The organism is Calditrichota bacterium, assembly GCA_013112635.1.
Classification (GTDB): Bacteria; Calditrichota; Calditrichia; order Calditrichales; family J004; genus JABFGF01.
On record JABFGF010000006.1, the window covers coordinates 289,188 to 314,154 of the forward strand.

At 35.3% G+C, this 24,967-nt stretch carries 21 protein-coding genes; 11 read left to right on the forward strand and 10 right to left on the reverse strand.

Features of this window, described 5'->3' with window-relative positions; all coding sequences use genetic code 11:
• Positions 1-156 precede the first annotated feature (156 nt).
• From HND50_16575 to HND50_16600, 6 genes are all read left to right on the forward strand, one after another.
• Entirely contained in the window at positions 157-1,218 is a 1,062-nt protein-coding gene (locus HND50_16575) for a hypothetical protein (GenBank protein ID NOG46859.1), read from the forward strand.
• A gap of 8 nt (positions 1,219-1,226) precedes the next feature.
• Positions 1,227-2,006 (forward strand): polyphosphate polymerase domain-containing protein, encoded by a 780-nt coding sequence (locus tag HND50_16580; GenBank protein ID NOG46860.1) that lies wholly within the window; start codon positions 1,227-1,229, stop codon positions 2,004-2,006.
• Positions 1,999-2,673 carry a DUF4956 domain-containing protein gene (locus HND50_16585; GenBank protein ID NOG46861.1) on the forward strand — a complete coding sequence of 225 codons (675 nt, stop codon included), beginning with the start codon at positions 1,999-2,001 and terminating at the stop codon, positions 2,671-2,673. The genes HND50_16580 and HND50_16585 overlap by 8 nt, the downstream gene beginning before the upstream one ends.
• A 176-nt stretch (positions 2,674-2,849) precedes the next feature.
• Positions 2,850-4,232 carry a CotH kinase family protein gene (locus tag HND50_16590; protein NOG46862.1) on the forward strand — a complete coding sequence of 461 codons (1,383 nt, stop codon included), beginning with the start codon at positions 2,850-2,852 and terminating at the stop codon, positions 4,230-4,232.
• Positions 4,233-4,449: 217 nt separating this feature from the next.
• On the forward strand, positions 4,450-7,341 hold the full coding sequence (locus HND50_16595) for a T9SS type A sorting domain-containing protein (protein NOG46863.1): 2,892 nt from the start codon (positions 4,450-4,452) through the stop codon (positions 7,339-7,341).
• Between the two features lie 211 nt (positions 7,342-7,552).
• A complete protein-coding gene (locus tag HND50_16600) occupies positions 7,553-7,711 on the forward strand; it encodes a hypothetical protein (GenBank protein ID NOG46864.1) in 159 nt (52 codons plus the stop codon).
• A gap of 80 nt (positions 7,712-7,791) precedes the next feature.
• Here HND50_16600 and HND50_16605 read toward each other — a convergent pair whose 3' ends face one another.
• From HND50_16605 to HND50_16615, 3 genes are all read right to left on the reverse strand, one after another.
• Positions 7,792-8,721 carry a hypothetical protein gene (locus tag HND50_16605; GenBank protein NOG46865.1) on the reverse strand — a complete coding sequence of 310 codons (930 nt, stop codon included), beginning with the start codon at positions 8,719-8,721 and terminating at the stop codon, positions 7,792-7,794.
• 8 nt (positions 8,722-8,729) lie between these two features.
• Positions 8,730-10,571, reverse strand: coding sequence for a serine hydrolase (locus HND50_16610; protein ID NOG46866.1), 1,842 nt, complete (start codon positions 10,569-10,571; stop codon positions 8,730-8,732).
• A 64-nt stretch (positions 10,572-10,635) separates the two neighbouring features.
• Positions 10,636-11,532 (reverse strand): AraC family transcriptional regulator, encoded by an 897-nt coding sequence (locus HND50_16615; GenBank protein NOG46867.1) that lies wholly within the window; start codon positions 11,530-11,532, stop codon positions 10,636-10,638.
• A 579-nt stretch (positions 11,533-12,111) separates the two neighbouring features.
• Between HND50_16615 and HND50_16620 the strand changes: the two genes are divergently transcribed.
• Both HND50_16620 and HND50_16625 read left to right on the forward strand, forming a co-directional pair.
• A complete protein-coding gene (locus HND50_16620; protein ID NOG46868.1) occupies positions 12,112-13,005 on the forward strand; it encodes a helix-turn-helix transcriptional regulator in 894 nt (297 codons plus the stop codon).
• 50 nt (positions 13,006-13,055) lie between these two features.
• Complete coding sequence (locus HND50_16625) at positions 13,056-13,928, forward strand: alpha/beta hydrolase (GenBank protein NOG46869.1); 873 nt, start codon at positions 13,056-13,058, stop codon at positions 13,926-13,928.
• Between the two features lie 193 nt (positions 13,929-14,121).
• Here HND50_16625 and HND50_16630 read toward each other — a convergent pair whose 3' ends face one another.
• Positions 14,122-14,760: an N-acetyltransferase gene (locus HND50_16630; protein NOG46870.1), complete on the reverse strand. Its 639-nt coding sequence runs from the start codon at positions 14,758-14,760 to the stop codon at positions 14,122-14,124.
• Between the two features lie 444 nt (positions 14,761-15,204).
• Here HND50_16630 and HND50_16635 point away from each other — a divergent pair, with 444 nt between their 5' ends.
• A complete protein-coding gene (locus HND50_16635) occupies positions 15,205-16,122 on the forward strand; it encodes a tail fiber domain-containing protein (GenBank protein ID NOG46871.1) in 918 nt (305 codons plus the stop codon).
• 17 nt (positions 16,123-16,139) lie between these two features.
• Positions 16,140-16,748: a T9SS type A sorting domain-containing protein gene (locus HND50_16640; GenBank protein NOG46872.1), complete on the forward strand. Its 609-nt coding sequence runs from the start codon at positions 16,140-16,142 to the stop codon at positions 16,746-16,748.
• A gap of 52 nt (positions 16,749-16,800) precedes the next feature.
• Here the strand turns inward: HND50_16640 and HND50_16645 are convergent, their stop codons facing one another.
• The 6 genes from HND50_16645 to HND50_16670 form a co-directional block, all read right to left on the reverse strand.
• Positions 16,801-18,978, reverse strand: a complete 2,178-nt coding sequence (locus tag HND50_16645) for a glycoside hydrolase family 3 protein (GenBank protein NOG46873.1) — start codon at positions 18,976-18,978, stop codon at positions 16,801-16,803.
• 134 nt (positions 18,979-19,112) lie between these two features.
• A complete protein-coding gene (locus HND50_16650) occupies positions 19,113-21,398 on the reverse strand; it encodes a T9SS type A sorting domain-containing protein (GenBank protein NOG46874.1) in 2,286 nt (761 codons plus the stop codon).
• A gap of 768 nt (positions 21,399-22,166) precedes the next feature.
• Positions 22,167-22,565 carry a hypothetical protein gene (locus HND50_16655; GenBank protein ID NOG46875.1) on the reverse strand — a complete coding sequence of 133 codons (399 nt, stop codon included), beginning with the start codon at positions 22,563-22,565 and terminating at the stop codon, positions 22,167-22,169.
• Between the two features lie 26 nt (positions 22,566-22,591).
• Entirely contained in the window at positions 22,592-22,942 is a 351-nt protein-coding gene (locus tag HND50_16660) for a hypothetical protein (protein ID NOG46876.1), read from the reverse strand.
• 155 nt (positions 22,943-23,097) lie between these two features.
• Positions 23,098-23,991 carry a T9SS type A sorting domain-containing protein gene (locus HND50_16665; GenBank protein NOG46877.1) on the reverse strand — a complete coding sequence of 298 codons (894 nt, stop codon included), beginning with the start codon at positions 23,989-23,991 and terminating at the stop codon, positions 23,098-23,100.
• A gap of 114 nt (positions 23,992-24,105) precedes the next feature.
• Positions 24,106-24,678, reverse strand: coding sequence for a hypothetical protein (locus HND50_16670; GenBank protein NOG46878.1), 573 nt, complete (start codon positions 24,676-24,678; stop codon positions 24,106-24,108).
• A 150-nt stretch (positions 24,679-24,828) separates the two neighbouring features.
• Between HND50_16670 and HND50_16675 the strand changes: the two genes are divergently transcribed.
• Positions 24,829-24,967: hypothetical protein (locus tag HND50_16675; protein ID NOG46879.1), on the forward strand; the 139-nt coding region annotated here is incomplete at its 3' end.

The following is a 24,967-nucleotide window of genomic DNA, read 5'->3' on the forward strand; positions in this document are numbered from 1 at the left end:
TATCAAATTGATGAAGGGCTTTTTTATTTTCCATCCAGCAATTATTCCAAAAAAATAAAAACCTCCCACAAGTTTTTTCCGGGAACAGCGTCTTAAGTATAAGAACAACATAAAAACATGTCGAAGTTTCATTACAAAATGAAAAAAGGACTAACAATGTTGAAAAAAAATTATCGAATTCTGATTATTATTATCATAATTCTCGCCGCTTTGGCCATTTTCGTTTTGCCGTTCAAAATTCCATACTCAATAGATAGCGTTGCGAAAATATTACCGGCACAACAATGGGTTTTATCACGTGGAAATGATGGTGAAGTATTAACAAGCACGGTAAATCATATAAGCGGAGAAAATAATTCATATCAACTTACCTCTTTTGAAAGAGGCGAATCAATCATTTTGAACCTGAATCCTGAGCTAAACAATGGTGATGTAGTATCAAAAGGGGATACACTTGGTGTCATTTATTCAAGTAGTCAGCAAGAATATCTTTTGCAATTGAATGGTGAGTTGCGGGTTTTAAATGCGTCACTTAAGGCAAGTATGAGCGGCGTTAAAAAGACAGAAGTACGTGAAGCAGAGCATAGACTCGCTGTAGCAACATCGGAAGTAGAAAAGCAGACAAAAATTGTTAACCGCTTAAATGAACTACATAAAAATGAGATTATATCCCGGGAAGAATACCAAACAGCAGCAGATGAATTAAGTATTTTGAAAAAAGCAGTAAATGTCCGGCAGGCTGAATTGGAATCAAGCTTGAGTGGTGAAAAAGATGAAGAAATAAATATGTTAAACGAAAAGATCAAAGCAACTGAAAATGAAATTTCATTTTTGCGTCGGGAAGTTGATACACAGAATTTGATTATCACCCCTTTTGGTGGCAGGATTGACAAACCATTTTCAAATGATACACTTCTGGTTTTATCAAATTTTGATTTGGGAGTAGCCTGGATTCCTGTTGCATTGGAAGAAGCCGCTAATATCCCTGCAAACGGAAAAGTATCTTACGATTCGCCTTTTTTTGCAACACAATTGTTAGGTGAAGTCCATATGACCCAACCGGTTATGCAGCTTATTGACGGGAAGCAATGCATCACCGTTTTGGCAACGGTCAACGCAATATCAAATGATTTTGTCTCCGGCCTGCTGACACCGGCAAAAATTAACTGTGATCCGGTATCACTTCCGGTTTACCTGAAACGCAACCTTTTAAATTAGGATTGACGATGGCCTCCAGATATGAATATAAATATTTAGTCCCAAACACGCTTGTTGATAAGCTGCGCTCAGAGCTGAAACCATATATGGAGCTTGATGGTTTTGCAAAAAAACACAGTAACGGGCAATACACAGTCAGAAGCATATATTATGATTCTCCGCAGTTTGACTGCTATAAAGAAAAACATGATGGTATTCAAATCCGAAATAAATACCGGATTAGGGGTTATGATAATCATTCTGAAAAAAGTATTACTTTTCTTGAAATAAAACACAAAAATACAAATTGTATATCAAAGAGCCGGGCGCCGCTTTATTATACAAATGTTGCCAAAACACTAAATTCAAGACGCGTAGATGATTATGTATTATCATTTAGTGGAAACGGGGTTGAGAAAAATGATGCCCGGAAATTTATTTATCATTATTACACAAAAAATTTACGTCCGGCCGTTTTGGTTATTTACGACCGGGAAGCTTTTCTTGGAAAAATGGACCCATCGCTGCGGCTAACATTTGATAAAAATCTACGCAGTGTTATTTATCCTGATTTAGAGAAGCTTTATAAAGAAGACAGGGTAAAATATACTTTCGCCAGCCACTTCATTTTCGAAGTGAAATTTTTTGGAAATCTGCCTGCCTGGATTAAATCGTTAATAGCAAAACATGAATTAAAACGTCAGGCGTTGTCCAAGTACACCATGTCACTGGAAACGCATTCAGAGTTTAGCAACCGGCGTTTAACCAGGCAGAATATGATAAAAAGCAGGGAGTGCTGTTATGTTTAATGAAATGCAAAGTTTAAACTTATTTCCGGTTTCAATATTTGAGATAATAAGCAATGTTTTTGTTGCCTTATGTTGCGGCCTTTTTATCGCCTGGGTCTATCGCAAATCATATCGCGGGGCCGGTTATTCATCAGCTTTTGTAAATTCGATGATTTTCTTATCCATGATTACCGCTATTGTAATAATGGTTATTGGTAATAATCTTGCCCGAGCTTTTGGGCTTGTTGGAGCTATGTCAATTATACGTTTTCGGACAGCGGTTAAAGATACACAGGATATTGTGTTTATCTTTTTTGCTCTGGCTATTGGTATGGCGGCAGGTGTAGGCTATTTTAAACTGGCCATTTTCGGATCGGCATTTGTTGGAATAATCATGCTGCTTTTGGTGAAATCAAATATAACTGCTCTTCGTCAGGATGATTATTTGCTGCAATTTTCTTTTCAACCAAATGGAGATAATTCACCGCCTTATATGCCAATCCTGAATAAGTATTGCAGGCGTTTTAATGTGGTCAATACCCGGACAGTTGAAGACCACGGTATAATGGAATTATCCTATTATGTAAAGTTAAAAAACAAAGAAAAGAACCCGGAATTTATAAGTGCATTGGATAATACACATGGCGTCAAAAACATTAACCTCTTTTTTGATGAAGAGCAGATTTAATATGTTTTAAAAAATTTTAGACACTTACAAAATTTCCACTATTGTCATGCTGAGCCTGTCGAAGCATCCCAATGTAGTACAAGATTCTTCGCCAAAAGTCAACTAACGGATTCCTCAGAATGACAGAATAAGATTATTTTAATGGACTCATAAAAAAATTAATTAAGGAGAAAAAAATGTACAGTAATCTATTTTCATTTATGTTTATCATTTCAATTCTAATTGGATGCGATGATACAGGTACAAATCCTGATATTGAACCAGTCATTAATTCAGATTTTGAAATTACTGATTGGACTGAGGCCACACATGGTAAGGGTGGTGATCGCAATTATGAAAAAGTTTTTCCGCAGGACCAGGTTAATCGTTTGGACTTTGTTATTGACCAAGATAACTGGCAGGTGATGCTGGATGATATGGAGCAACAATATGGAAGCTTTGGATCTGGTTCACGGGGTCCGGCAGATGATTCGAACGATAACCCGGTTTATGTTCCGTGTTCTATATTTTTTAATGATATTGAATGGTATGCTGCCGGAATACGCTTTAAAGGAAACTCCAGTTTACAAACATCCTGGGGCAATGGAATCTGGAAGTTACCTTTACGGCTAAACCTGGATCGTTTTGAGGATGATATTCCACAAATTACGAATCAACGTTTTTATGGATTTAAAGAGCTTTCACTATCCAGTAATTATGATGATGAATCTCTAATGCGTGAAAAAGTTGTACCGGAAGTTTTTAGGGATTTTGGCGTGGCTGCGCCGCAAACTGCTTTCTATCGAATTTATATCGATTACGGCGATGGACCAATATATTTTGGTTTGTATACAATGATTGAAATTGTTGATGACACTGTCATTGAGGAGCAGTTTGAAGATGATAGCGGAAATGTGTACAAACCGGAAGGCAGCGGAGCAAGCTTTGCAGAAAACACATTTAGTACGTCTTATTTCGAGAAAAAGACAAATGAAGATACAGACTGGTCGGACGTAGAAGCGTTATATAATGTTTTGCATTCTTCAGAAAGAACAAGTGATGCTGCATCATGGCGAACTTCTCTTGAATCAGTTTTTAATGTGGATGGATTTCTAAAATGGCTGGCGGTAAATATTGCTGTTCAAAACTGGGACACCTATGGCCGGATGACCCACAATTATTACCTGTATAATAATCCGGAAAACAACCTCCTGACCTGGATTCCGTGGGATAATAATGAGGCGCTGCAAACGGGCAAACAAGGAGGCGCGTTATCTGTTTCATGCAGTGAAGTGGGTACTTCATGGCCATTAATTCGTTATATTTTAAATGATAGCCAGTATCTGAGTACTTACAAAACCTATTTGGGGCAGGTAGTTGAGTCTGCCTTTGAGCCATCAAAAATGACAAGCAAATATCAATTTTATCAGGATTTGATTTCTGAATATGTGATTGGTTCCAATGGTGAAAACAGTAAATACACTTTTTTAGAATCTGATGGCGATTTTGGAAGTGCGGTGAATTATCTGATCTCTCATGTTAGCAGCCGCTATAACACAGTAATGAGTTATGTGAAATAGAGCTCGATCCAAATTTTCTAAAGCCCTTCAAATTAGCTGGAGTGAAGGGCTTTTTTTGGTATTCCCATATAAATATTCCCAGAGTTAGAATATGTTGAAAATATTGTATATTTGTAATACATGTTACATCATATATATTATTGATTTCATGTAATCTTTTACCTATTTTTGAAAACAAAAATTACAGGAAATTAAAAGTCAAAACTGGATAAGCAAAATGAAATATTTATTCTCTAAAGCAGCTGTTATTTTAGTTGCGATGGTAATGGCAGCAAATGCGCAAGACACTGATATTCTTATTACTTCTTTTGAGGACTATGTTTTGGGCAATGTTCACAATCAGCAAGACTGGGAAGTAGAAAGTGGAAATGCTATAATTACAGATTCGACAGAGTATATCCAGTCGGGTAGCAAAAGCCTGAATTTTGTAGCACAAAGTCAAACCCTGGTTGTATCTAACACCACTTATGGTGGATCAGAGCCGGGCATAACAGGAGTTGTTTATGTTGACGTTTATGTAAAAATCAATTCTATGGCTGAAAAAGATTTTGCTCTGAGCGGATATGATCTTTTTGGCGGCAGCAGTAAACGAGCATTTGTATTGGAATTTGATACACCTTCAGGAAGTAGCGGAGATTTTCGCATTTATAATGGATCATCAAAGCTAAAAATCGGGACATATAATTTTGGAGAATGGAATAGAATTAGCGCGCGCGTTGATTATGACCATGACGTTTACCAGGTAATTTTTAACGGATCTGAAGCCGTGATGGCCAACTTTCGCGAAAGCTATACGCCTACAGCCAGTGGCACAAGGCAGGCAGGGGTAAAAGAGTATCATGAACTACGAGTTAATTTAGGATATAATGGGGCTTTAGGAAGTGTAAATGCGGCTGTTGATGATATTTATGTCAGCACAAATCCAATAGCGGATGTCAGTTTCCCGGAACCCGATATTACTCACGTGATTGAAGTTGATCAGCCGGATATTGGTAATATTTCGCTTGATCCTGATTTAGAAGAATATGAAGACAGCACGCACGTAACAGCCACTCTAAATATTCCTGAAGGATATACTAATGCCGGTTGGACAGGTGATCTTTCCGGAACAGAATTAATTAAAAATTTCTTTATTAATAACAACATGAATATTGGTGCGTCCGTTGAAGTTGATACGTCCAACCCACCGCCTCTTTATACAGTCACAGTAAATCAGCCTGAATTTGGTGAAATAACCCTCAGCCCTTCTGGTGGTACTTATTATGATTTCACTTCAGTTACAGCATTATTAGATCTACCGATTGGTTATATAAATGAAGGCTGGACAGGAGATTTGTCGGGGGCGGAATTAGAGAAGGAATTTGAAATTCATCAAAATATGGAAATTGGCGCTACTGTGGTTCTAGATACGACACCGCCAGTTGTTTACACCGTTTCCACTGCCTCAGAACTACATAACCTGTGTGAGAGCGATCTTAAACCCGGCGATATTATTGAAGTCGAAAATGGGGCCTATAATACCGGCGGGATAACGATGGAAGCATCAGGGACAAAATCTAAACCAATAATTATCCGTGCGATAAATGTTGGAGAAGCCAAACTAACAGGTTCCAGCTATTTTGTTTTTAGAAAAAATGCCCATATCATTTTAGAGGGATTTCATTTTACTTCAGATCCATACACGGTTATAAAACTAGAAGCTTGCAATAACATTCGTATTACGCGCAATACTTTTCAGCTTACTGAATCCGAAGGCAAAAATGGAAAATGGATCTTGATTGGCGGCTATTGGGATGATGGATCTTTGCTTAGTCACCATAATAGAATTGATCATAATATTTTTAGAGATAAGCATCAGTTAGGCAACTTTATTACTATAGACGGAGGTGACGTTGTTTCGCAACATGATAGAATCGATCATAATTATTTCTACAATATTGGTCCAAGGCACGATAATGAAATGGAAGCTATCAGGGTTGGTTGGAGTGCGCTGTCGTTGACGGATGGTTTTACTGTGATTGAGTATAATTTATTTGAAGAGTGCGATGGCGATCCTGAGATTATTTCTATAAAAAGCTGCAAGGATACTGTTAGATACAATACAATAAAAAGGTCACAGGGAACTGTATCTCTCAGGCATGGTGATGGCTCGGTGGTTCATGATAATTTTTTTCTGGGTGATGAAAAAGATGGAACCGGCGGCGTGCGAATTTATGCCCGTAATCATAAAATTTACAATAACTATTTTGAAAGCCTTAGAGGTCATACCTGGGATGCGGCAATAACGCTTACCAATGGAGATACAGACACAGGCTCATTAAGTTCACACTGGCGCATTGATAATTTAATAGTTGCAAACAATACGCTTGTAAATAATTATTCAAATATTGAGATCGGCTATGCCAAAGCAGATGGATCATGGAAAAAAGAACCAAGAAATGTTAAAATGACGGATAATTTGGTTGTTGGCGATGAGAATAACCTAATCAAAATTATGACAGAACCAACCAACCTTACATGGAGCGGAAACATAATGTTTCCACAAGGAACAGCTGAACTTGGATTGGATGCAATTGAAAGTGAAATTAAAATCGTTGACCCATTACTCTCTTTTAGTGATAGTCTGTGGCTTATCAGCGCTGAAAGTCCTGCAATAAATGCATCCGTTAATAATTATATTGATATCGTTGATGATATGCAGGGACAGCAAAGAAGCGGTGTGAATGATGTTGGTGCAGATGAGTATTCTGCGTTGCCGATTACACGGGCGCCTTTAAAACCCGAAAATGTTGGACCTAATGCTGTTGATATTGTTAACAATCTTTCTTACAACGAGAAATATGTCCAGCAATTTAGTCTTTCTCAAAACTACCCAAATCCGTTTAATCCAAATACAACAATTTCTTTTGAATTGCCAAAGGCGAACTTTACAACACTTAGAATTTACAACATAGCCGGCCAGCAGATTGCTTCACTTGTAAATGGACGATTACCGGCAGGGCTTTTCCAGGTTCAATGGAATGCGGAGGAAATGTCGAGTGGAATTTATTTTTATACACTTAAAAGCGGGGCAGTCTCGCAGACAAAACGGATGTTGTTGTTGAAATAAATGTTAATAAAAACTATCATGAAAAGGCTCTTTATTACAAAACGGTAAAGGGCCTTTTTTTATCAACCTTTCATTTTAAGTTTTAAATCTATATCCTCTTCAAATTTAACATATCCTGATTCAATCATTTCCAAACACATCAAACTTTAAAATTTCACAAACACTTTTAGCAATCTCAATACTAATATCCTGGATAAGTAGCCACGCTTTGATGAACGAGTATGCCAAATTTAGTTTAGCAACAGATGACTCGATTGATGCAGATGGTCTTTTTAATGATGATAAAATCAGCCTAAGATCTATTTTGAAAACTTCCACAGATAATTTTTACAGGATCTGCAAGGCTGCTGTCTTTTATGCAGGAATTTAATAAGCAGGGCATATATCTGATTATAGCAAATAATGGCTCAGAGAACATTAAGAATTGTTTTAACCATATAAATTTCTAATTTAGAGATCTTCAAGATTTATACGTGCTGCTTCAAAATCGGGATCAACCTCAAGTGCTTTACGGTAATTTCGCTTTGCTTCAATTATATTTCCCATAGCTTTGTAGCCATCACCAAGGCTATCATACGGATTTGCTTTTTTAGGTGATTTTTGAACTGCTCGTTTGAATACGAAAATGGCATCTTCAAATCGCTCCAGATTAAGCAGGTAATATCCATAGGTGTTATATAAGGTTGCAATGTTCTCAGAGTCGAAATGTTTGCTATCAATTTCTTGGAAAATTTTGTTTAAGTTTTCCTGATCATCCAAAAAACGATAGATATCCATTTTATGCTTCAGAATGAAATAGGAAGAGTCAATATCCGAATTGTTCAATACATTTAAAGCCATGTTAAATTGTTCTTCTTCAAGCAAATATTCAATTTTAATATTTAATGCTTCTGTTTTATCGACCGCATTTAGCCTCTCGAGATAAGCATATCCTTCTTGCTCATCTTTGCCGAAAACAGAAGGAGCGAAAAGATAATAGCGGGTTAAATATTTTAAAACATCTCTATCAGAAGGATCAAGAACCAGAATATTTTCCCAGTTATTTTTCATTTTTTTAATCATCGAAATTTGTGTAAAGACACCTGCATCCTCACTTTGTTTTACCAGGACTTCCGAATAATATCTTAATAGTTTTAAGTCATCTTTTTTATTTTCTATGATTTCTTCGATATAATCCGCTGAATCATCGTATTCACTCAACTCGAATGCAGATTTTGAAGCAAGAATAAAATATTCCGGTTTTTCTTCATTGTCGATCAGTTCATCCAGTATTTCGAGAGCTTGAGAATATTTGCCTTCATTATGAAATTTTTGAGCATCAGGAAATGAAGTTTGTGCAGATAGACTGCTTACAATACAAAACAGAAAAATAGTTTTCATAATATCTCCTATAGTGAAAACCAAAACAGGTTATATTTAGTCATTAACAGGTAATATGTAATTCCGGTGAACATTAATATGCCAAAGGTGATGCGGTCAAATAACGATATATTCTTTTTCAACATATCTCTAATCATGACATAAAATTGCAAGGATAAAAGAATTAACATGATAATTGAAAGGTGGTAGATAATAATTGTTGCACTTGTTTCGTCTGTAACAAAATCTATATAATTTGCCAGGATATTTCTAAACAATAAAAGATGTAAAAAGAATAGCCCGGATATTAGTACGGATATGGTTTTACTTGCAAAGGTTTTATCATAACGATGCACAGTTTTCCGGATTTTTTTTATGATTAACACGATACCCCATAATATTGGCAGAGCGAAAAAGATAATCAGCATATAGCCGATTGTATTATCCAGAATTTTTCCTGTTTCAATAAATTTGAATCTTTCCAGGTAGACCGGCATATCCAGAATCAAATTTCCTTTTATGCCTTTAACACTGCCATCAGGATTTATATCAAACAAAATATATTTTCCCGAGTTTTTTTCCCTGAATTGTTTTTCAGTCTGATATATCCATTTATCAGGGCTTCCATAAAATTTGAAAAAACCATCGTCATTATAGTAAAGCACTTTGGTATTCGCATACAGCCCGCGCAAATAGTCGAGGTCTTTCCTGTTATAGCGGTTCCAGCGGTATGAGCCAGCATATCGTTCAGGATTAGCGATCTTTTTGTAGCCTATTGTGTCCGTTAATGAATTAGTTGTTAGTTTGAATGCTAGAGAATCAATTAGAGAAATAAGTGGCCGGTTCATTGATGTATTGGCACAAACATAAATCCCAATGGAGTCATTAATGATCGACATCTGGCTTGAAAAAGAGGGAAGCTGCCCACCAATATTCATTGATTTCAGATCACCTATCTTTTTCTCATACATAGATAACCCATATCCCTGAACTTGTGGAGAATAACGATGGTGGATCGTCAGCAGGTTCTTAATTGAGTTCGTGGATAAAATGTTTTGATTTAAAAGTTCTTTATTTCTTAACAAAAGCTGCATTAAGCGGCTCATATCATAAGGAGTGGCATTAATCATTCCGGCAGGGGAAAGGTTGCGATACAAAATGGTATTAAATTTTTCAAAACTACCGTCTGCTTTCTTTGTGTACGAGGGCATGATCCTATCTTGAAATGTATCTTCTTCATACACAAATGATTCGTTCATACCAAGCGGTTGCAGAATGAATTTTGTTATGTAGTCAAAGAATTTTTCATTTGAGACGCGTTCGACAATATAACCGGCAAGGGCAAAACTATAATTGCTGTAAAGGGTAATTTCGCCGGCAGGATAGATTTTATCCGGCATTTTTTCTTTTAAATATAAATTTAATGGCTGAAGCTGTTCAATGGAGGTGGTATAGGTCCCACGCGTTTTATCTTCAAAACCGGCGGTGTGTGTTAGCAGGTGTTTTAAAGTTATTGGTCTTCCAATCTTGTTTGGGATACTAAAATCAAGATATTTGTTAATATCCTCATCCAGATTTAAAAGCCCCTTTTCAACCTGCTGCAAAACCGCAATAGTCGTGAACAGTTTTGAAATAGAAGCTATCCGAAATACATCGCTTTTATGATTTATTTGTTTTTGGGATTTTATATCTGATACACCCGAATTGTTTACATAAACAATTGAATCAGAATTTGAGATTATTACAGAAAAGCCAACATATTCAGTATCTGTAAACATTCGCTCAATTAGAGTATCCAGAACTACGGAATTTACCGGAAGCTGTGCCGTTACAATCGAACAGAAAAATAAAATAATGTTTATAATTTTCACGATGTCCTCTTCATTTATGTCAGCGATATATTAAGAAGAGTTTGACATTTTGTTTCTTCATTTTCTATCGATTTTCTGAAGTCGATAGTTTTCGGAATTCTCTTGGAGACATATGAACAACTTTTTTAAAGGCTGTATTGAAAACAGAAATTGAGTTATAGCCAACTTCAAAAGCAATATCTTCAATTCGCATTTTTGGCCGGGCTTTAAGTATCTCTTTGGCCTTATTTACACGAATTTGATTTATATAATCAAAAAAATGTTTACCTGTATTGAAGTTGATTGCGCGGGAGATTTTATAATCTGCAATTTTAAGTTCTTTTTGCAGGGTTGAAATGGAAAGTAAATTATCTTTTAAACCTTCATTCTCTATCAGATATGAATTGATTTTCTCCATAATGATTTTTAGTTCTTTTTTCTCTTCAGCTTTTGGTGATTGTTTCGGTTTAACATCTGCGGTGATAACAAATGCAAGATATATTACTACACAATTTATATAAATCATATCCAGGTATACTGAGCTTAAATCAAAGTCAAAAATAAAACGGTACATTGAAATGAGCCAAATCCCTAAAAAGGATATCCAGATATAAATAACGGTTTGACGATTAGTTTTGATATTTTTTATAACTCCAAGCGACATCAGCAGATAGAAAAGTATATGCATCCTTCTCAATAATCCGTAAATAATTGAATCTATATGTCCGGAATTGATCATGGTTTGCAAGTAGCCATATTTTTCGTTTCCCGACATCAGGTAGATAGGAATCAGACTTAGGATAATAATTAGAAATGGCAGCAGGTGGATGGCATCTTTTTTTATAAAGGTGTTTTTTTGATGATACGATAAAATGATAAAATAGAGTAGGGGACCATAAAGAAAAGTAAGTGGTGTCTGAATTCTCAGTAAATGGGGAATTTCGGTCATTATATCGGTGAAAAATACCAGCGAGTTTGCCATATCCATTGCGATCAGAACCAACAAGGATGCAAAAATTTGTCCGCGAAAAGTGCGATGTTTGGGAATTAGGAACCTTATCGCCAGAAGCAAACTTTGAATAATTGTGTATGATGTTATGAGGAGTAAAAATGACATTGGGTAAGTACGGAGGTTTTGTTAGATAAGTTTAATTCAAATAGTTTTATCAAAAACACTTTGTTGTTTGGTCTTAGTAAATCCTGTTTTTTCATAAAAACATTTAGCTGAAATTTCCAGCTAACTATTTGCATGAGAGGATTAAACTGTGCAAAACTCCAAATCCTGAATAATGCTTCCGAGGTTTATTTATAACCACTATTACATTCCACTACTAAAACTATTATTATAAGAATTTACATATTAGATTATTGCAAGTAAACAATGGTTAATTGAATCGGTTAGTGTTTACTAAATATGGTCAAAATTGAAGTCAATTTATTATAGTATTCATCTTTTTTAGTTTTAGCAATTGAAGTCAAGAAATTCTTTTTGTTGTTAGCTATCTTCTTTCTAATGGAGGATAAATAGATGTTAAAAAAACATGTTGTAGCAGTGGGAAAAATGCAAAAATATATAGACTCTCACATCAATAAACCAATTACACTTTACAATCTTGCACAAACTTGTGGTTTTTCTCCCTGGCACGCATCAAGAGTTTTTAAGGAGCTTATTGGGAAATCACCTTTTGAATACATTCGGGCTTTAAGAATTACTAAAGCCGCTTTGAAACTAAGAGATGAAGATGTAAAGGTAATTGATGTGGCTTTTGATTTTGTTTTTGATACTCATGAAGGCTTTACAAGGGCCTTTTCCAATCAATTCGGAATCAATCCTATAACTTATAAAAAGCAGACTCCCCCTTTAAAACTGTTTATCCCTTTTCAAATTGAAGATACTTACCGTTATAAACAAAAGGAGGAAAGAGAAATGCATAAAGACAGGTCAAAAAAATCAAATAACGCCACAAGAACTGTATTTGTTCAGGTGGTTGAAAGACCACCAAGAAAGGTGATCTTAAAACGAGGAATTAAGGCTAAAGACTACTTTGAATATTGTGAGGAGGTTGGATGCGATGTTTGGGGAGTACTCATAAGCATTAAAGAGGCACTTTATGAACCGGTTGGATTATGGCTTCCGCCTAATCTGATAACCGAGAATACATCTCAATATGCGCAAGGGATAGAAGTTCCGATTGATTATTCGGGACAAATACCAGACGGATTTGATAGTTTTGATCTAAAGCCATGTAAAATAATGATCTTTCAAGGGCAACCTTTTAAAGATGAGGATTTTGAAGATGCAATTTCTGATTTATGGGAAGTAATGAAAACTTATAATCCTGAAATATATGGATTTAAATGGGCGGACCAGGATGCCCCACGTTTTCAAATGGAGCCGCAGGGTTATCGTGGATACATCGAGGGTAGGCCAGTAACAGTTGCCGGGAAAAGATAATGCATGATAGTTTAAATAATTATAAATGAGAAAATTAAAAAGGTGATTAAATGATACAGATTAAATTCAAGGTGATAGTTCTGACTATATTTTTAACAATAATATCATGCACTAAACAGGATGATATTGAACGATATTTACAGTTCAAAGATCATAGTGTTTATTATGAAGTACGCGGTAATGCATCAAAAGCACTATTTTTTATACACGGATGGACAGGTAGTACAAAAGCTTGGAAGTACCAACTGGACAACTTTCCTGGTTACAAAATTATTGCAATCGATCTACCCGGTAATGGAAAAAGCAGTAAAAATGACACTACAAATTACACTATGGAATTATTTGCAGATGCTATTAATGCAATAATAAAAAAAGAGAATATTAATGAGGCGTTTTTTATTGGACATAGCATGGGATTTGCTATCGCTGAAATAGTTGCAGTAAAATATCCTGAAACTTGCAAAGGCATTATCAGTGTGGATGGAGCCCATTTTGAGCTACCGGAAGATCCAAAAGCAAAAGAAGAATGGATTCAATATAACCGAATGTTTGTTAAAAGTTTGGAAAATGAAAAAGGCCGGGAAAATTTTATGAATGCACTTTTTTTGCCTGATACTCCACAGCTATTAAAAGATGAAATTTTTGAAATCAGTAGAGAAGTACCATTGAGTATTGGAAGGTCGATGATTGAAGCGGCAGAAACTGATCAAAAATACTGGACAAAACGAATTATGGATATTCCATGCCTGGCAATATATTCTCCGGCTTACCAATTACCACCGGATTATGAAGTTAGTTTTAGAAATTCATTTCCAAAAGTTGAATACCATGAAGTAAAAAATGTGAGTCATTTTTTTATGCTGGAAATACCTTATAAAACAAACCAGATTATATCGGATTATCTATTGAAAGAATACAAATAATAGCAATTCTAAAACTCAATTATGCAATACTTTGTTTTCAAAAGGTATAAGTTTTGAGAATAGTTCGACTTGTAATTGTTATTACAGCTTGTACCAAAAAAGTGTTGGAGAATGGGCGATGTATCGTGTCCCCTCCAACACATGTTATGAGTTTATTTTTTTTTTCAATAGTCTGCAACAAAAAACAAATTGGTTATTCAATGTAGGATCTTATCATTATTGAAAACAAATCTTGACTGGATTTATGTTCTTTTTTCTTTATTGGGAACTTCTTGTCAAATAAGTCCACTTCTTCCATATCGACTTCAAATGAGTCGCTTTCCTTAAATTTCCAGTTATGATTGTTAAACACTCCTTTTTGCAACTCTAAAACAAGCAAACCCGAGGGATATTTCCCATCCATTGTACTTATGTTAAAATCTTTTCCTGTTTTAAATCCATGCTTATAATAATTATGTGGATCACCTAATATGATAATCGCAGGATACCCATCATTAATAGCAATTTTTTTTGTTTCTTCAATTAGCCTGCGTCCTATTCCAAGCCTTTGGTAATTTGGATGAACACATAAAGGTCCAAATGTTGCTGTTTCTATCCTTTCGGCTTTTTCATTTTCCACATATGATTTTGTATACATAATATTGCCTACAATATTCCCATTTATTTCTGCAACAAAATCAAGGTGTTTTAAGAAATCGGAACTGTTCCTGAGTTTGTGGGCTGTATAATGTTCATCACATCCGGGTTTATATAAATTCCAGAAGGCTTCTCTGGTTAACTCTTCTACTTTGAAAAAATCAGCCTCTTCTTCAGGCCTAATCACTATGTTCACAATTTGTCTCCCTTAAGAAAAGCACATAACGATTTCTATATTGATAAAATGTGCAACTCACAAAAACCTACCGGTTGCAAATCCAGATTTATCGGGGCAAGGAATTCCGCGTTTAACATTTTGTTATTGTGAACCAAACCGCGATAACCAGACAACCGAGGCAATAACTCATAATTAATAAATTGCCAATAAATTACTACAAACATACAAAAGATTTACTGTCTTTGAAATCAATTTTCCAATAGATGGTCGTTAATTGTTTTTGATTACAACTCTGCAAGGTATTTGTATAGAATTTTTAATTTGGTTCGGGAATTTAATCCCATTAGTTTGGTTACAGTGGACAAACCATGCAGAAACGTTAGACTACGTTTGAATAATTCATGCACATAATCAAGGAGAAAATAAAGGATGAAACATATTCAACTCATATGTAAAGCAATTATGATAATATTATTAACCAACAGTTTGGGTTTTGCACAAGATACTACCTTTACAATCACACCAGATGGTATGGTAGGAATTGGTATTACCTCACCACAAAAAGCGCTGCACGTGAAGGCCGTTCAAAAGGAGATCGCCCGTTTTGAGACTATTGATGCAAGCGGTAACAGCTTTTTTTCTTTACAAAACGCCAACGGTGGTTTCGCTAATTTGGGCCGTTTTACAAATGATGTTGATGATTATTTTTTTCTGGATTTAGATGGTGGCGGGTTTGGTGAAATGGTGATCAGAAATTCAGGAAATATTGGTATAGGCACAATAAATCCATCGAAAAAACTACACCTGCATTCGCCAACACAGAGCGATGTTACCTTAAGATTTGATAATCTGGCTACCGGTACAGAACCTTTTGCTGATGGTTTTGAAATAACTTTAGAATCAGGCGGTGATGTAAAATTTATTAATAGAGAAGATAAAGTAATGACACTTCAATCAGGTGGGCATTTATCGTTTGTAACAAATTTTGGAACACGTATGTACATTCGCGAAAATGGGAATATCGGTGTTGGAACTGTTTCACCTGACTTTCCTCTGGAAATGGCAAGTGGCGCCCATGTAACATCGGGTGGCGTGTGGACAAACGCCAGCTCAAGAGAGTATAAAGAGAATATTTCAAACTTATCAAGTGAAGAGGCACTTTCAGCTTTGGCTGATTTGAACCCGGTTAAGTATAATTATAAGACCCAAAATGATGAAGAGTATATTGGATTTATCGCCGAAGATGTTCCTAATCTTGTTGCCACGCAAGACAGAAAAAGCCTGAGCCCAATGGATATCGTTGCCGTTTTAACCAAAGTCGTCCAACAACAACAGCAGAAAATTGAAGAACTAGAAGCACGGCTAAATGCAGGTCAATGATAAATTGGAGATAGAATATGTTTACAGAAATCTTTCATCGGATAAACTTCCGGAATACGTTCTTAAAAACTGGACTGCAACGCCTGTTTTGGATAATAATTTTCTGCATGGTTGTTCAATTACAGTTGGTTAACGCCCAGGAATTGGTTTTGCAGGATACAACAATTATTGATAATGCCACCTTCTTAGAGGATTCGATTGTTGCGGGTCCTAATTTTACAATTGCCAGTACTGGTGATGTAATTTTAAATGCTGAAAATGTTGCCTTGGTCCCAAGTTTATTCGTAATCCAGGGTGGCAAACTTCAGGTCATATCCGGCGCTCAACCGGTGAGTATTGTCAAGGAAGGTCCACACGTACCAGACAAGTTTGTATTGTATCAAAATTTCCCCAACCCTTTTAATCCCAATACAACCATAAAATTTGATATACCTAAAATATCTATTATTGAATTAGGGGTTTATAATATTTTGGGACAAAAAGTGGCTGTTCTGGCTAAAGGCACTTATGAGGCCGGGACGCATAAATTTAATTTTGATGCAACGCTGTTGGCTTCTGGAGAATATGTTTATTATTTACGAACAGACTCACATACGCATGTAGGGAAAATGAATTTAATAAAATAACATGAGTTGCCTGATGATTTTTCTAAAGTTTAAAATGGTCTAAGCTGACAATTCAATTCAATTTTAACTTTGTTCTTAGCGGTTTAGATGCACCTAGTTCAATTGATCTTTCGGTTGGTAAACTACCAGATAGGGCAAGCGTAAATTCACCCTTTTCCAGAATCGCATCACCTTGATTGTTTATCAACTTGAGCATATCTGATGTAATGTTGAAAGCTACGGTTTGACTTTCACCTGGTTTTAAACTGATAGATGTAATTCCTTTTAAAGAAAACAATGGTACCTCAAAACTAGCTTCATCATCAGTTATATAAAGTTGCACTGTTTCAATTGATGGATACTCACCAACATTGGTAATATTGCAACTTATCTCAACAACTTCTCCTTCTTTAATTATTGAAGCCGATTGTTTTAGATCACTATATGAGAATGAACTATAACTTAATCCAAATCCAAATGGATACATAGGTTCCTTTATCATATAACGATAGGTTCTGCCTTTCATAGTGTAATCTTCGTATGGAGGAAGTTGATCAAGTGATTTTGGGAATGTAATGGGCAGCCTTCCTGATGGAGAAACCTTTCCGAATAATATATCAGCTATTGCATTCCCTCCCTCTTCTCCCGGATACCATGCTAACAATACGGCATCAGCTATCTCATGAACTTCTGAAAGGTTCATAGGGCAGCCGCCTGTAATAATTGCAATTACGGGTTTGCCATGACTTTTAATTTTTTTAAGATAATCTAATTGATTTTCCGGAATATTATAGTCTAAACGATCTCCAAAATAGGGAGATGAAATAGATTCTCCTTCTTCCCCCTCAAGATGTCTGGTTAATCCCATCCCAACAATGGTAACATCTGATTCAGCAGCTTCTCCTGTTGACCAATCCACTGGATTAGCATTCTTTCTATCCAGAGTAGTTCCAGGACTATATTGAACCTGACTACCTGGAGCAACTCCAGCTGTAATTCCTTCCAAAAAAGTGACAATATTTGAATTAACGCCAAAATAGTTTCCCAAAAGAGCATCAATAGAGGCTGCATTAGGTCCCACTACATAATATCTGTTAAGATCATTTTTCAGAGGAAGTACCCCGTTGTTTTTAAGCAAAACAACGGACCTGGCTGCCACTTCACGTGCAAGAGCTCTGTTTTCATCGCCATCAACAACATCATATGAAATTGAGTTATATGGATTAAGATTTTGTGGATCAAACATACCAAGCTTAAATCTTGTTTTTAACAGAGGTTTCAGTCTTTCATCTATAAGTGATTCATCTACTAAACCTTTCTGTACCGCTTCCACTAATGCTTTATAGGTATTTCCACAGTTAACATTTACCCCACTTTCCAAAGCCAATACAGCAGCATCAACTACATTAGAAACTGTACCATGACCAATATCTGAATAGAAATCAACTAAAGCCCAACAATCACTTACAACATGTCCTTTAAACCCCCATTTATCAAAAAGCACCTTTGTAAGAAGAAAATTACTTGCGCAACAAGGTTCACCATTTGTTCTGTTATAAGCACACATAATGGATTCCACTCCTGCATTAACAAGAGCTTCAAATGCAGGCAGATAAGTTTCATTCATATCTTTTTGGCTTACCACAGCATTAAATTCATGTCTTAATTTTTCGGGACCACTGTGAACAGCAAAATGTTTTGCACATGCAGCTGTTTTAAGATAATTAGGATTACTCCCTTGTAAACCATTTACAAAAGCGACTCCTAATAAACCTGTTAAATAAGGATCCTCTCCGTAGGTTTCCTGTCCACGTCCCCAACGAGGGTCCCTAAATATGTTAACATTAGGAGTCCAGAAGGTTAATCCGGCATATCTCTTATAATTTCCAGCAGCCTGAGCAGCATTATAAATAGCGCGCGCTTCATCAGAGATCGCAGATGAAACCCTAAATATTAGATATTTGTCGAAAGTAGCTGCTAAACCTATTGCTTGCGGGAAAATAGTCGCTTTTCCAGAACGCCCAACACCATGTAGAGCTTCATTCCAATAATCATAAGGAGGGATATTAAGGCGAGGAATACCGGATGTATTCATTAGCATCTGATCAACCTTCTCCTCAAGGGTAAGCCTGTTGATCAAATCATTTACTCTAATTTCCAGGTCAACATCAGGATCAAGATATTTGGATTGTGCATTCAAAATTGATACTCCAAAAATAGTGAAAATCAAAATTACCAATTGTTTATTCATAACTTACCTTATTTCTAAATTATTTTAAAATTGTGCCTGACGACAGAGGTTAAAACGATTTGCCACTGTAAAACCTCACAAACCTGAATGACACTCCCTGTGGCGAATTCACCTTAATTGGTTGATAGCTGGGTCTATTTGAGGAGCAACATTTTTTTGTGTTGTTTGAAATCATTTGTAATGATTTGATAAAAGAAAACTCCAGAACTCACTTTTTCATTTAAATCGTTTTCACCTACCCATGTAATTTGGTGATGCCCAGCTGTTTTGTAACCACTTACTAAATCCTTGATCTTGTTTCCAAGTACATCATAAATAACAATCTCGACATACCCACCATTTTTAAGTCCATACATGATGGTGGTTTCTGGATTAAAAGGGTTGGGGTAGTTTTGAGCTAAGTAATATTTACTCGGAATTACAGATTCTTCATTTAAACTTGTAACAACTATCTCAACGGCTTCTGATAAGCTACTTTCATTTCCATTGTGATCCGTGGCGGTAATAGCATAAGAATAACTTTGCTCAACTTGTACCGTCAAGTCAGTAAAAACAGTATCTATAGTTTGGTGGATGCTTTCAAATTTGGAATTATTGTTCTTATAAATTGTGTAGTATTTAAAATCGTTTTCAGTATTAGGTAGCCATTTTAACTTAACTTTAGAACCAGTTAATAATGAAGCTAATAACCCCTTCGGGACAGCAGGTTTCAAATTATCAACGGAATATCCCGAATCAATATTACTTACATAATTCCCTTCTTCCATTCCGGCGATAACCCTAAAATATATAAATCCATCAGATTCAGAGGTTGAATCTTTTGTTGTGGGAATCAAAACAGAATAAAGAGACTGGCCATAGGCGGCTGTCGAAGCAGCAGCAGTCCAACCGGAGCCGTCATCAAGTTCGACTGTATATAATTCTGTTGAGTTTGTTTTGGGAAAAATTAAGGAGTCAGTATCAAAAACACTTCGGGCAAACTGTACTTTTAGCCAGCCACCTTGGTCATTTGGAATATCTTGTATTGAATAGATTTTTGGGAATGTATCCTGAAAAGTAATAATATAATTTTCTTTTATTAAAGTATCAGCCGAAACACCATTTGAAACAATCAGTTTAACTGAATAACTATCAGCTTTGAAGTAAGTGTATTCTGGATTTTGGACATATGAATCAATAACACCATCATTCTCAAAATCCCACTCCCATGATGTTATTTGTTCTTCCAAACTATTATGTGTTAAGTCATTAAACTTAACGGTTAATGGCGCTGAACCATAAGTTTTATCGGCAATATAATCTGCAGCAATTGTCTCTGGTGCTATGCGCATGATTAAAACATCCGCATCCGAATTATGGTCATCATCATCATAGTAACCAACCACAATATACCCACCGTCTTCCAATGAAATAAGATCATAAAAGACAGACTTTTTATCGTAATAATAGTCCCAGATTGTAATTCCTGTCTCATTAATTTTTTTTATCCATCCTTTATGCCGGTAGTCATTTCCAGCAAGGATAAATCTTGAGTTTTCCAGTTCGAACAATTTGTAAAAATGACCATATCCTGATTTTTGTGGTGGGATACTATATACCTTTTCCCATACTGTTTCTCCATTAGAATTGATCATAATGATTGTAGGTTCTTCTTTTCCGTGGCTAACTGTGGATGCACTAAATAAATAATTTGAGTTTTGTGTTTCTGTAACTGAAAGGCCATAATCAACATTTGTGTGCCAAGACCGGCTCCAGAAATAATCTCCATTAAACTTAATTTTAATTAATCCCGCATTACTTGATTGCGCATTGGCCGAATAGCTTCCTGCAATAATTAATGCCCCGTCATTGGTCAGTTCAGATCTTTCTGATTTTAAATGGATGTCTTTTGTCCACAATGTATCGCCTTGACCATTAATTTTTATCAGATAATCTGTTGCAACGACCATGTATTGATTTGTATCTATTTCAAAGATTGATTTCCCGGCATAAAAATGATTTCCAATTTCGTTATTTGAGATGCTCCATTCTTTATTGCCTATACTATCAGTTTTAACAATTAGCAAAGTATTGAAAACACCGCCGCCAACAATAATAAATCCCCTGTCATCTGTCTCAATAACATCATGCCCATATTCATAAAGATTAAAATCACCATAAGCATTTGTCCAAAGAGTATCGCCTTCATAGTTTATTTTCATCAGGAGTAAATCTTGCCTCCAGCTACTGCTCCCAATTTTTGGTGAATCTGTTCTTCCAGCTATAATAAGATTGTTGTCACTCGTTCTAATAATTTTCTCTGCCCATTCTTCATGGCCAATAGTGTATTTTTTTGTCCAAATAACTTTCGGAGGATCAGATGCAAAGCTAACACTTGTTGCAAATAGTACTAATATGAATATTTGAATAGAGAATTTCATTTCTTTCCTTCAATACTTATTTAAAAATAACAATTAAAAGATATCTATATTTTTTTTTATGCTAGCGAAAATTATTTTGAATTATTGTTAAATCCAAGGCTTATTTCTTTAAGTTAAGTTCGAACACCAAACAAAAAGGAAAAGCATTATTCACAGCTCTTAAATAAGCTCAAATTCAGTATGGTTTTTTTGAACTTATCGTACTGAGCGGTTAAGTTCTTTCTTTTCATAAAGCTAACAATCTGACCTACTATTTCAAATTTATTTTAGGGTAAACTACATGCATTGAGCTCCTTGAAACTGAAATACTGCCACAACCAGGTTACTTACTATATACGAAAGCTGGAACGGTTATAACGCCGGTTTGATTCTCGACCTCTATGCGATGCAGGATTATTTAGCTGGAAGGTAAGTTGCTTAGTTGAAATGTGGGGTGAGCTAAGGCCGGAAACGAACCTCGCGCTCAAACCGAGATATTTAATAAAACTCTTAGCGAACATAAAACAATTTGCGTTTTGCCACCTTGGAAAACCCACGCACTAAAAAATTTTGGAGCAGGGCAGAACTACAAAATTTAGCCTGTCCGCCCACTGGCGGGAAAGAACATCTTTTGTGATAAAACAGTTTTTGACAGTTTTGAATCCGGCGGACAAAGCGGCCTGAAAACCAACCGCCCTTTTAACGCCATTTATTTACAGGGTTTTACACTGCACGATTTCCCAAATCGAAATCATGCTCCGTGTGTAAAATTCCTTGTACTACACTTTGTTATTTTTTACCGTTGCCGAGAAAATTACTTATATCAGAATCTAAACCAGAAAAATCTTGAACTTGTTTTTCTCTTGTTGAAGTAACATGAAAATACTTCCAACATTTACTAACTAATTCTCCCCAAGACATTCCAAATTGTTCTTGATACCAATTAAATCCTTCGCTTGGAACACATTGTGTGCTACTGATTATTAATCCATTTAATGCTGGTAAATCACTTTCTAAGCAATAATCACCTAATTTACCTGCATAATGTCCTGCTTGTTTATGGCTAAGTCCAAATAGGTTTTCGAGTTCTTTATATGTAACGCATCGTTTATCTTTTGCTGCTTGAATTAGGTATCTAACAAAACACTTAAACTTGTCAGGACTGAAATTTATATTCGAATATTGCATAAAATCTCCATATATAGTTTGAAATTTTATTTGAGTTTATACTCACCATCTTGAGTTTCGAAATATACTGGCAAAATAGTTGATTCAAATTCATCAATTAGGTTGATTATTTCGTCCATTGTATTTACAGCAAGAACTCTTGTTGGAAAGGCCTCAATCCTATCATTTTCATCGCCATCAAACGCTTTATCATTTATTAAATGATCAATGAATATTTCCATTGAATAAGCGGTGCCAACCTTAAAACCGGTTATATTATTATGTCTCACGTGGTCAGCGTCCGCTAAAGAAGCTGGATCGCCACTTCTTGAAACATTTTCACCAAGGTTAAAGGCAAACGCTTTTCTAATAAATAGCTCATAATTCATTTCTGACATTTCTTACTCCCTTTAAATTAGTACTTTGAAAAATAACGGATGGTGCTTAGCGGCGCACGGCAATTTACGAAAAACCAATCCAATTCCCGAATCATGCTCGCACTAATAGCGTCCGCTACAACGCATGGTTATGCTTTGTTTAATGCGATATCCTCTTAATGTATTAATATCATTTTCCGACTTTGTTCATATAACCCTGATTTAAGCCTGTACACATAAATTCCGCTTGTCAAATTGGAAGCATCAAAAGTGACTGAGTAATGTCCTATGTTTTGATGTTGGTCGACAATCTTTTTTATCTGACGACCTGAAATATCATAAACTGTGAGCTGGACATAACTTTTAGTTTTTAACTGATAATTTATAGTTGTTGATGGATTAAATGGGTTGGGATAGTTTTGCGATAATGAAAAATTATATGTTAAATCATTTACAGGAACATCAATAGATGTAACTGTACTATAATATGCTGAAAGCTCTTCGGTTAAATATATAAATTCATTATCATTATTGATAAAGTAACATTGTCCAATATATGCATACCAATTATCCCCGGACCAAAATTCATTTTCAAAAAGAACTAAATTATTATTCTCATCGTAAGTATAGTTTCTATGCCATTCATTTAACCAAGTCTCAACATTATTATCCCAAACTTCAGACAATGTAATTAACACATTTCCGAAACTGTCATAAGTGTAAGTTTGACGGAAATCATTTACCCATATTCCATTATTGCTATCCCAGTCTTCATTGAATGCAGTTAATCTGTTTGCAAAACCGTCATAGGTGTAAGACCACCGTGAATTGTTTACCCAAATTCCGGAATTATTGTCCCAGAATTCTAATAAATAGTTTTTTCTATTCCCATCTTGGAAATAGGTAAATGTATAACGGTAATCATATATCCAAGTATTATCATCAATATTCCAGTTCTCATATAGCTCGATAAGTTTATTTTCGTTTTCATCAAATGAATTAATATTACGGGCATAATTTACCCATGTCTCAAAATTTGAATCCCATATTGCAAATATAGAAGTAATCATATTTCCGTTCTCATTGTAAGAGTTATTTATATGAATAGAATTTATCCATGTCTTAGTATTACTATCCCAGTTTTCTGATAATATGTTTAGTCTATTTCCATTAGCATCATTTGTTTATGCCGAGCGTTGATTATTTGTCCAGATTCCAGAATTGTTATCCCAGATTTCTGTTAAAAAGCCTTTGCTATTTCCATTTACATCATATGAATTTGTTCTGCGTGAATTGTTTACCCAAATTGTAGAAGTTGTATCCCAACTCTCACTTACTGAAATTAAGACATTTTTGTTGTCATCATAAGTATTTGTTGAGCGTTGATTATTTATCCATATACCTTTGTTATTATCCCAATTTTCTAATAATGAAATAAGAATATTAATTTTGTTATCATAGTGGAGAGAATTTTTATATTTATTTCCATATTGAATGTAAATAACGCTGTCCACTACATCTTCTGATAATTTTAATTTATTGACAATTAAGGAGGTTCTATTTGAAAAATGCTCGGATTTGTCAAAAAAGCTTTCTTGTAAATGGAAATGGTTATGAAGACTTGATTGATCCATTATTTGAGTGAAAATATTCATAGTAGGATTAGGAATAAATTCTACTTGAGCTTTAAGAGTAATTGGTATTAATATGACAAGACTAGTACATAAAATAAAATTCAATTTACTAATAAATTTCATTGGTACTTCCTATTTAATGTAAATAATTAACTTGGTGCATTGTAAAAGCATAACGATTTCTATATTGATTAAAACTGACTAACCAGGTTGAGAAACCTGCCTTTTTATTGCACTTTTCTTAAAACCAAAATTTAAGAGAAAGGAAAAGCTATGAATACTAAGTTCAAAGCCCTGCAGATAAAAAGGCAGTATATTGCCGATAAATATGTGGTCGGTATTGACCCTGCCAAAGCCCGGCACCAGGCAGCTGTTACAAATAGCAAGGGGATCGTTTTAGGCAAGCCCTTTA

What these genes read in the sequence shown, in the direction of transcription:
- HND50_16645 (NOG46873.1), bottom strand. Translation starts at nt 18,978, where the DNA reads ATGAATAAACAATTGGTAATTTTGATTTTCACTATTTTTGGAGTATCA.
- HND50_16660 (NOG46876.1), bottom strand. Translation starts at nt 22,942, where the DNA reads ATGTCAGAAATGAATTATGAGCTATTTATTAGAAAAGCGTTTGCCTTT.
- HND50_16615 (NOG46867.1), bottom strand. Translation starts at nt 11,532, where the DNA reads ATGGCAAACTCGCTGGTATTTTTCACCGATATAATGACCGAAATTCCC.
- HND50_16665 (NOG46877.1), bottom strand. Translation starts at nt 23,991, where the DNA reads ATGATTACTTCTATATTTGCAATATGGGATTCAAATTTTGAGACATGG.
- HND50_16590 (NOG46862.1), top strand. Translation starts at nt 2,850, where the DNA reads ATGTACAGTAATCTATTTTCATTTATGTTTATCATTTCAATTCTAATT.
- HND50_16605 (NOG46865.1), bottom strand. Translation starts at nt 8,721, where the DNA reads ATGAAAACTATTTTTCTGTTTTGTATTGTAAGCAGTCTATCTGCACAA.
- HND50_16640 (NOG46872.1), top strand. Translation starts at nt 16,140, where the DNA reads ATGTTTACAGAAATCTTTCATCGGATAAACTTCCGGAATACGTTCTTA.
- HND50_16670 (NOG46878.1), bottom strand. Translation starts at nt 24,678, where the DNA reads ATGAAATTTATTAGTAAATTGAATTTTATTTTATGTACTAGTCTTGTC.
- HND50_16625 (NOG46869.1), top strand. Translation starts at nt 13,056, where the DNA reads ATGATACAGATTAAATTCAAGGTGATAGTTCTGACTATATTTTTAACA.
- HND50_16585 (NOG46861.1), top strand. Translation starts at nt 1,999, where the DNA reads ATGTTTAATGAAATGCAAAGTTTAAACTTATTTCCGGTTTCAATATTT.
- HND50_16595 (NOG46863.1), top strand. Translation starts at nt 4,450, where the DNA reads ATGAAATATTTATTCTCTAAAGCAGCTGTTATTTTAGTTGCGATGGTA.
- HND50_16600 (NOG46864.1), top strand. Translation starts at nt 7,553, where the DNA reads ATGAACGAGTATGCCAAATTTAGTTTAGCAACAGATGACTCGATTGAT.
- HND50_16580 (NOG46860.1), top strand. Translation starts at nt 1,227, where the DNA reads ATGGCCTCCAGATATGAATATAAATATTTAGTCCCAAACACGCTTGTT.
- HND50_16655 (NOG46875.1), bottom strand. Translation starts at nt 22,565, where the DNA reads ATGCAATATTCGAATATAAATTTCAGTCCTGACAAGTTTAAGTGTTTT.
- HND50_16620 (NOG46868.1), top strand. Translation starts at nt 12,112, where the DNA reads ATGCAAAAATATATAGACTCTCACATCAATAAACCAATTACACTTTAC.
- HND50_16635 (NOG46871.1), top strand. Translation starts at nt 15,205, where the DNA reads ATGATAATATTATTAACCAACAGTTTGGGTTTTGCACAAGATACTACC.
- HND50_16575 (NOG46859.1), top strand. Translation starts at nt 157, where the DNA reads ATGTTGAAAAAAAATTATCGAATTCTGATTATTATTATCATAATTCTC.
- HND50_16650 (NOG46874.1), bottom strand. Translation starts at nt 21,398, where the DNA reads ATGAAATTCTCTATTCAAATATTCATATTAGTACTATTTGCAACAAGT.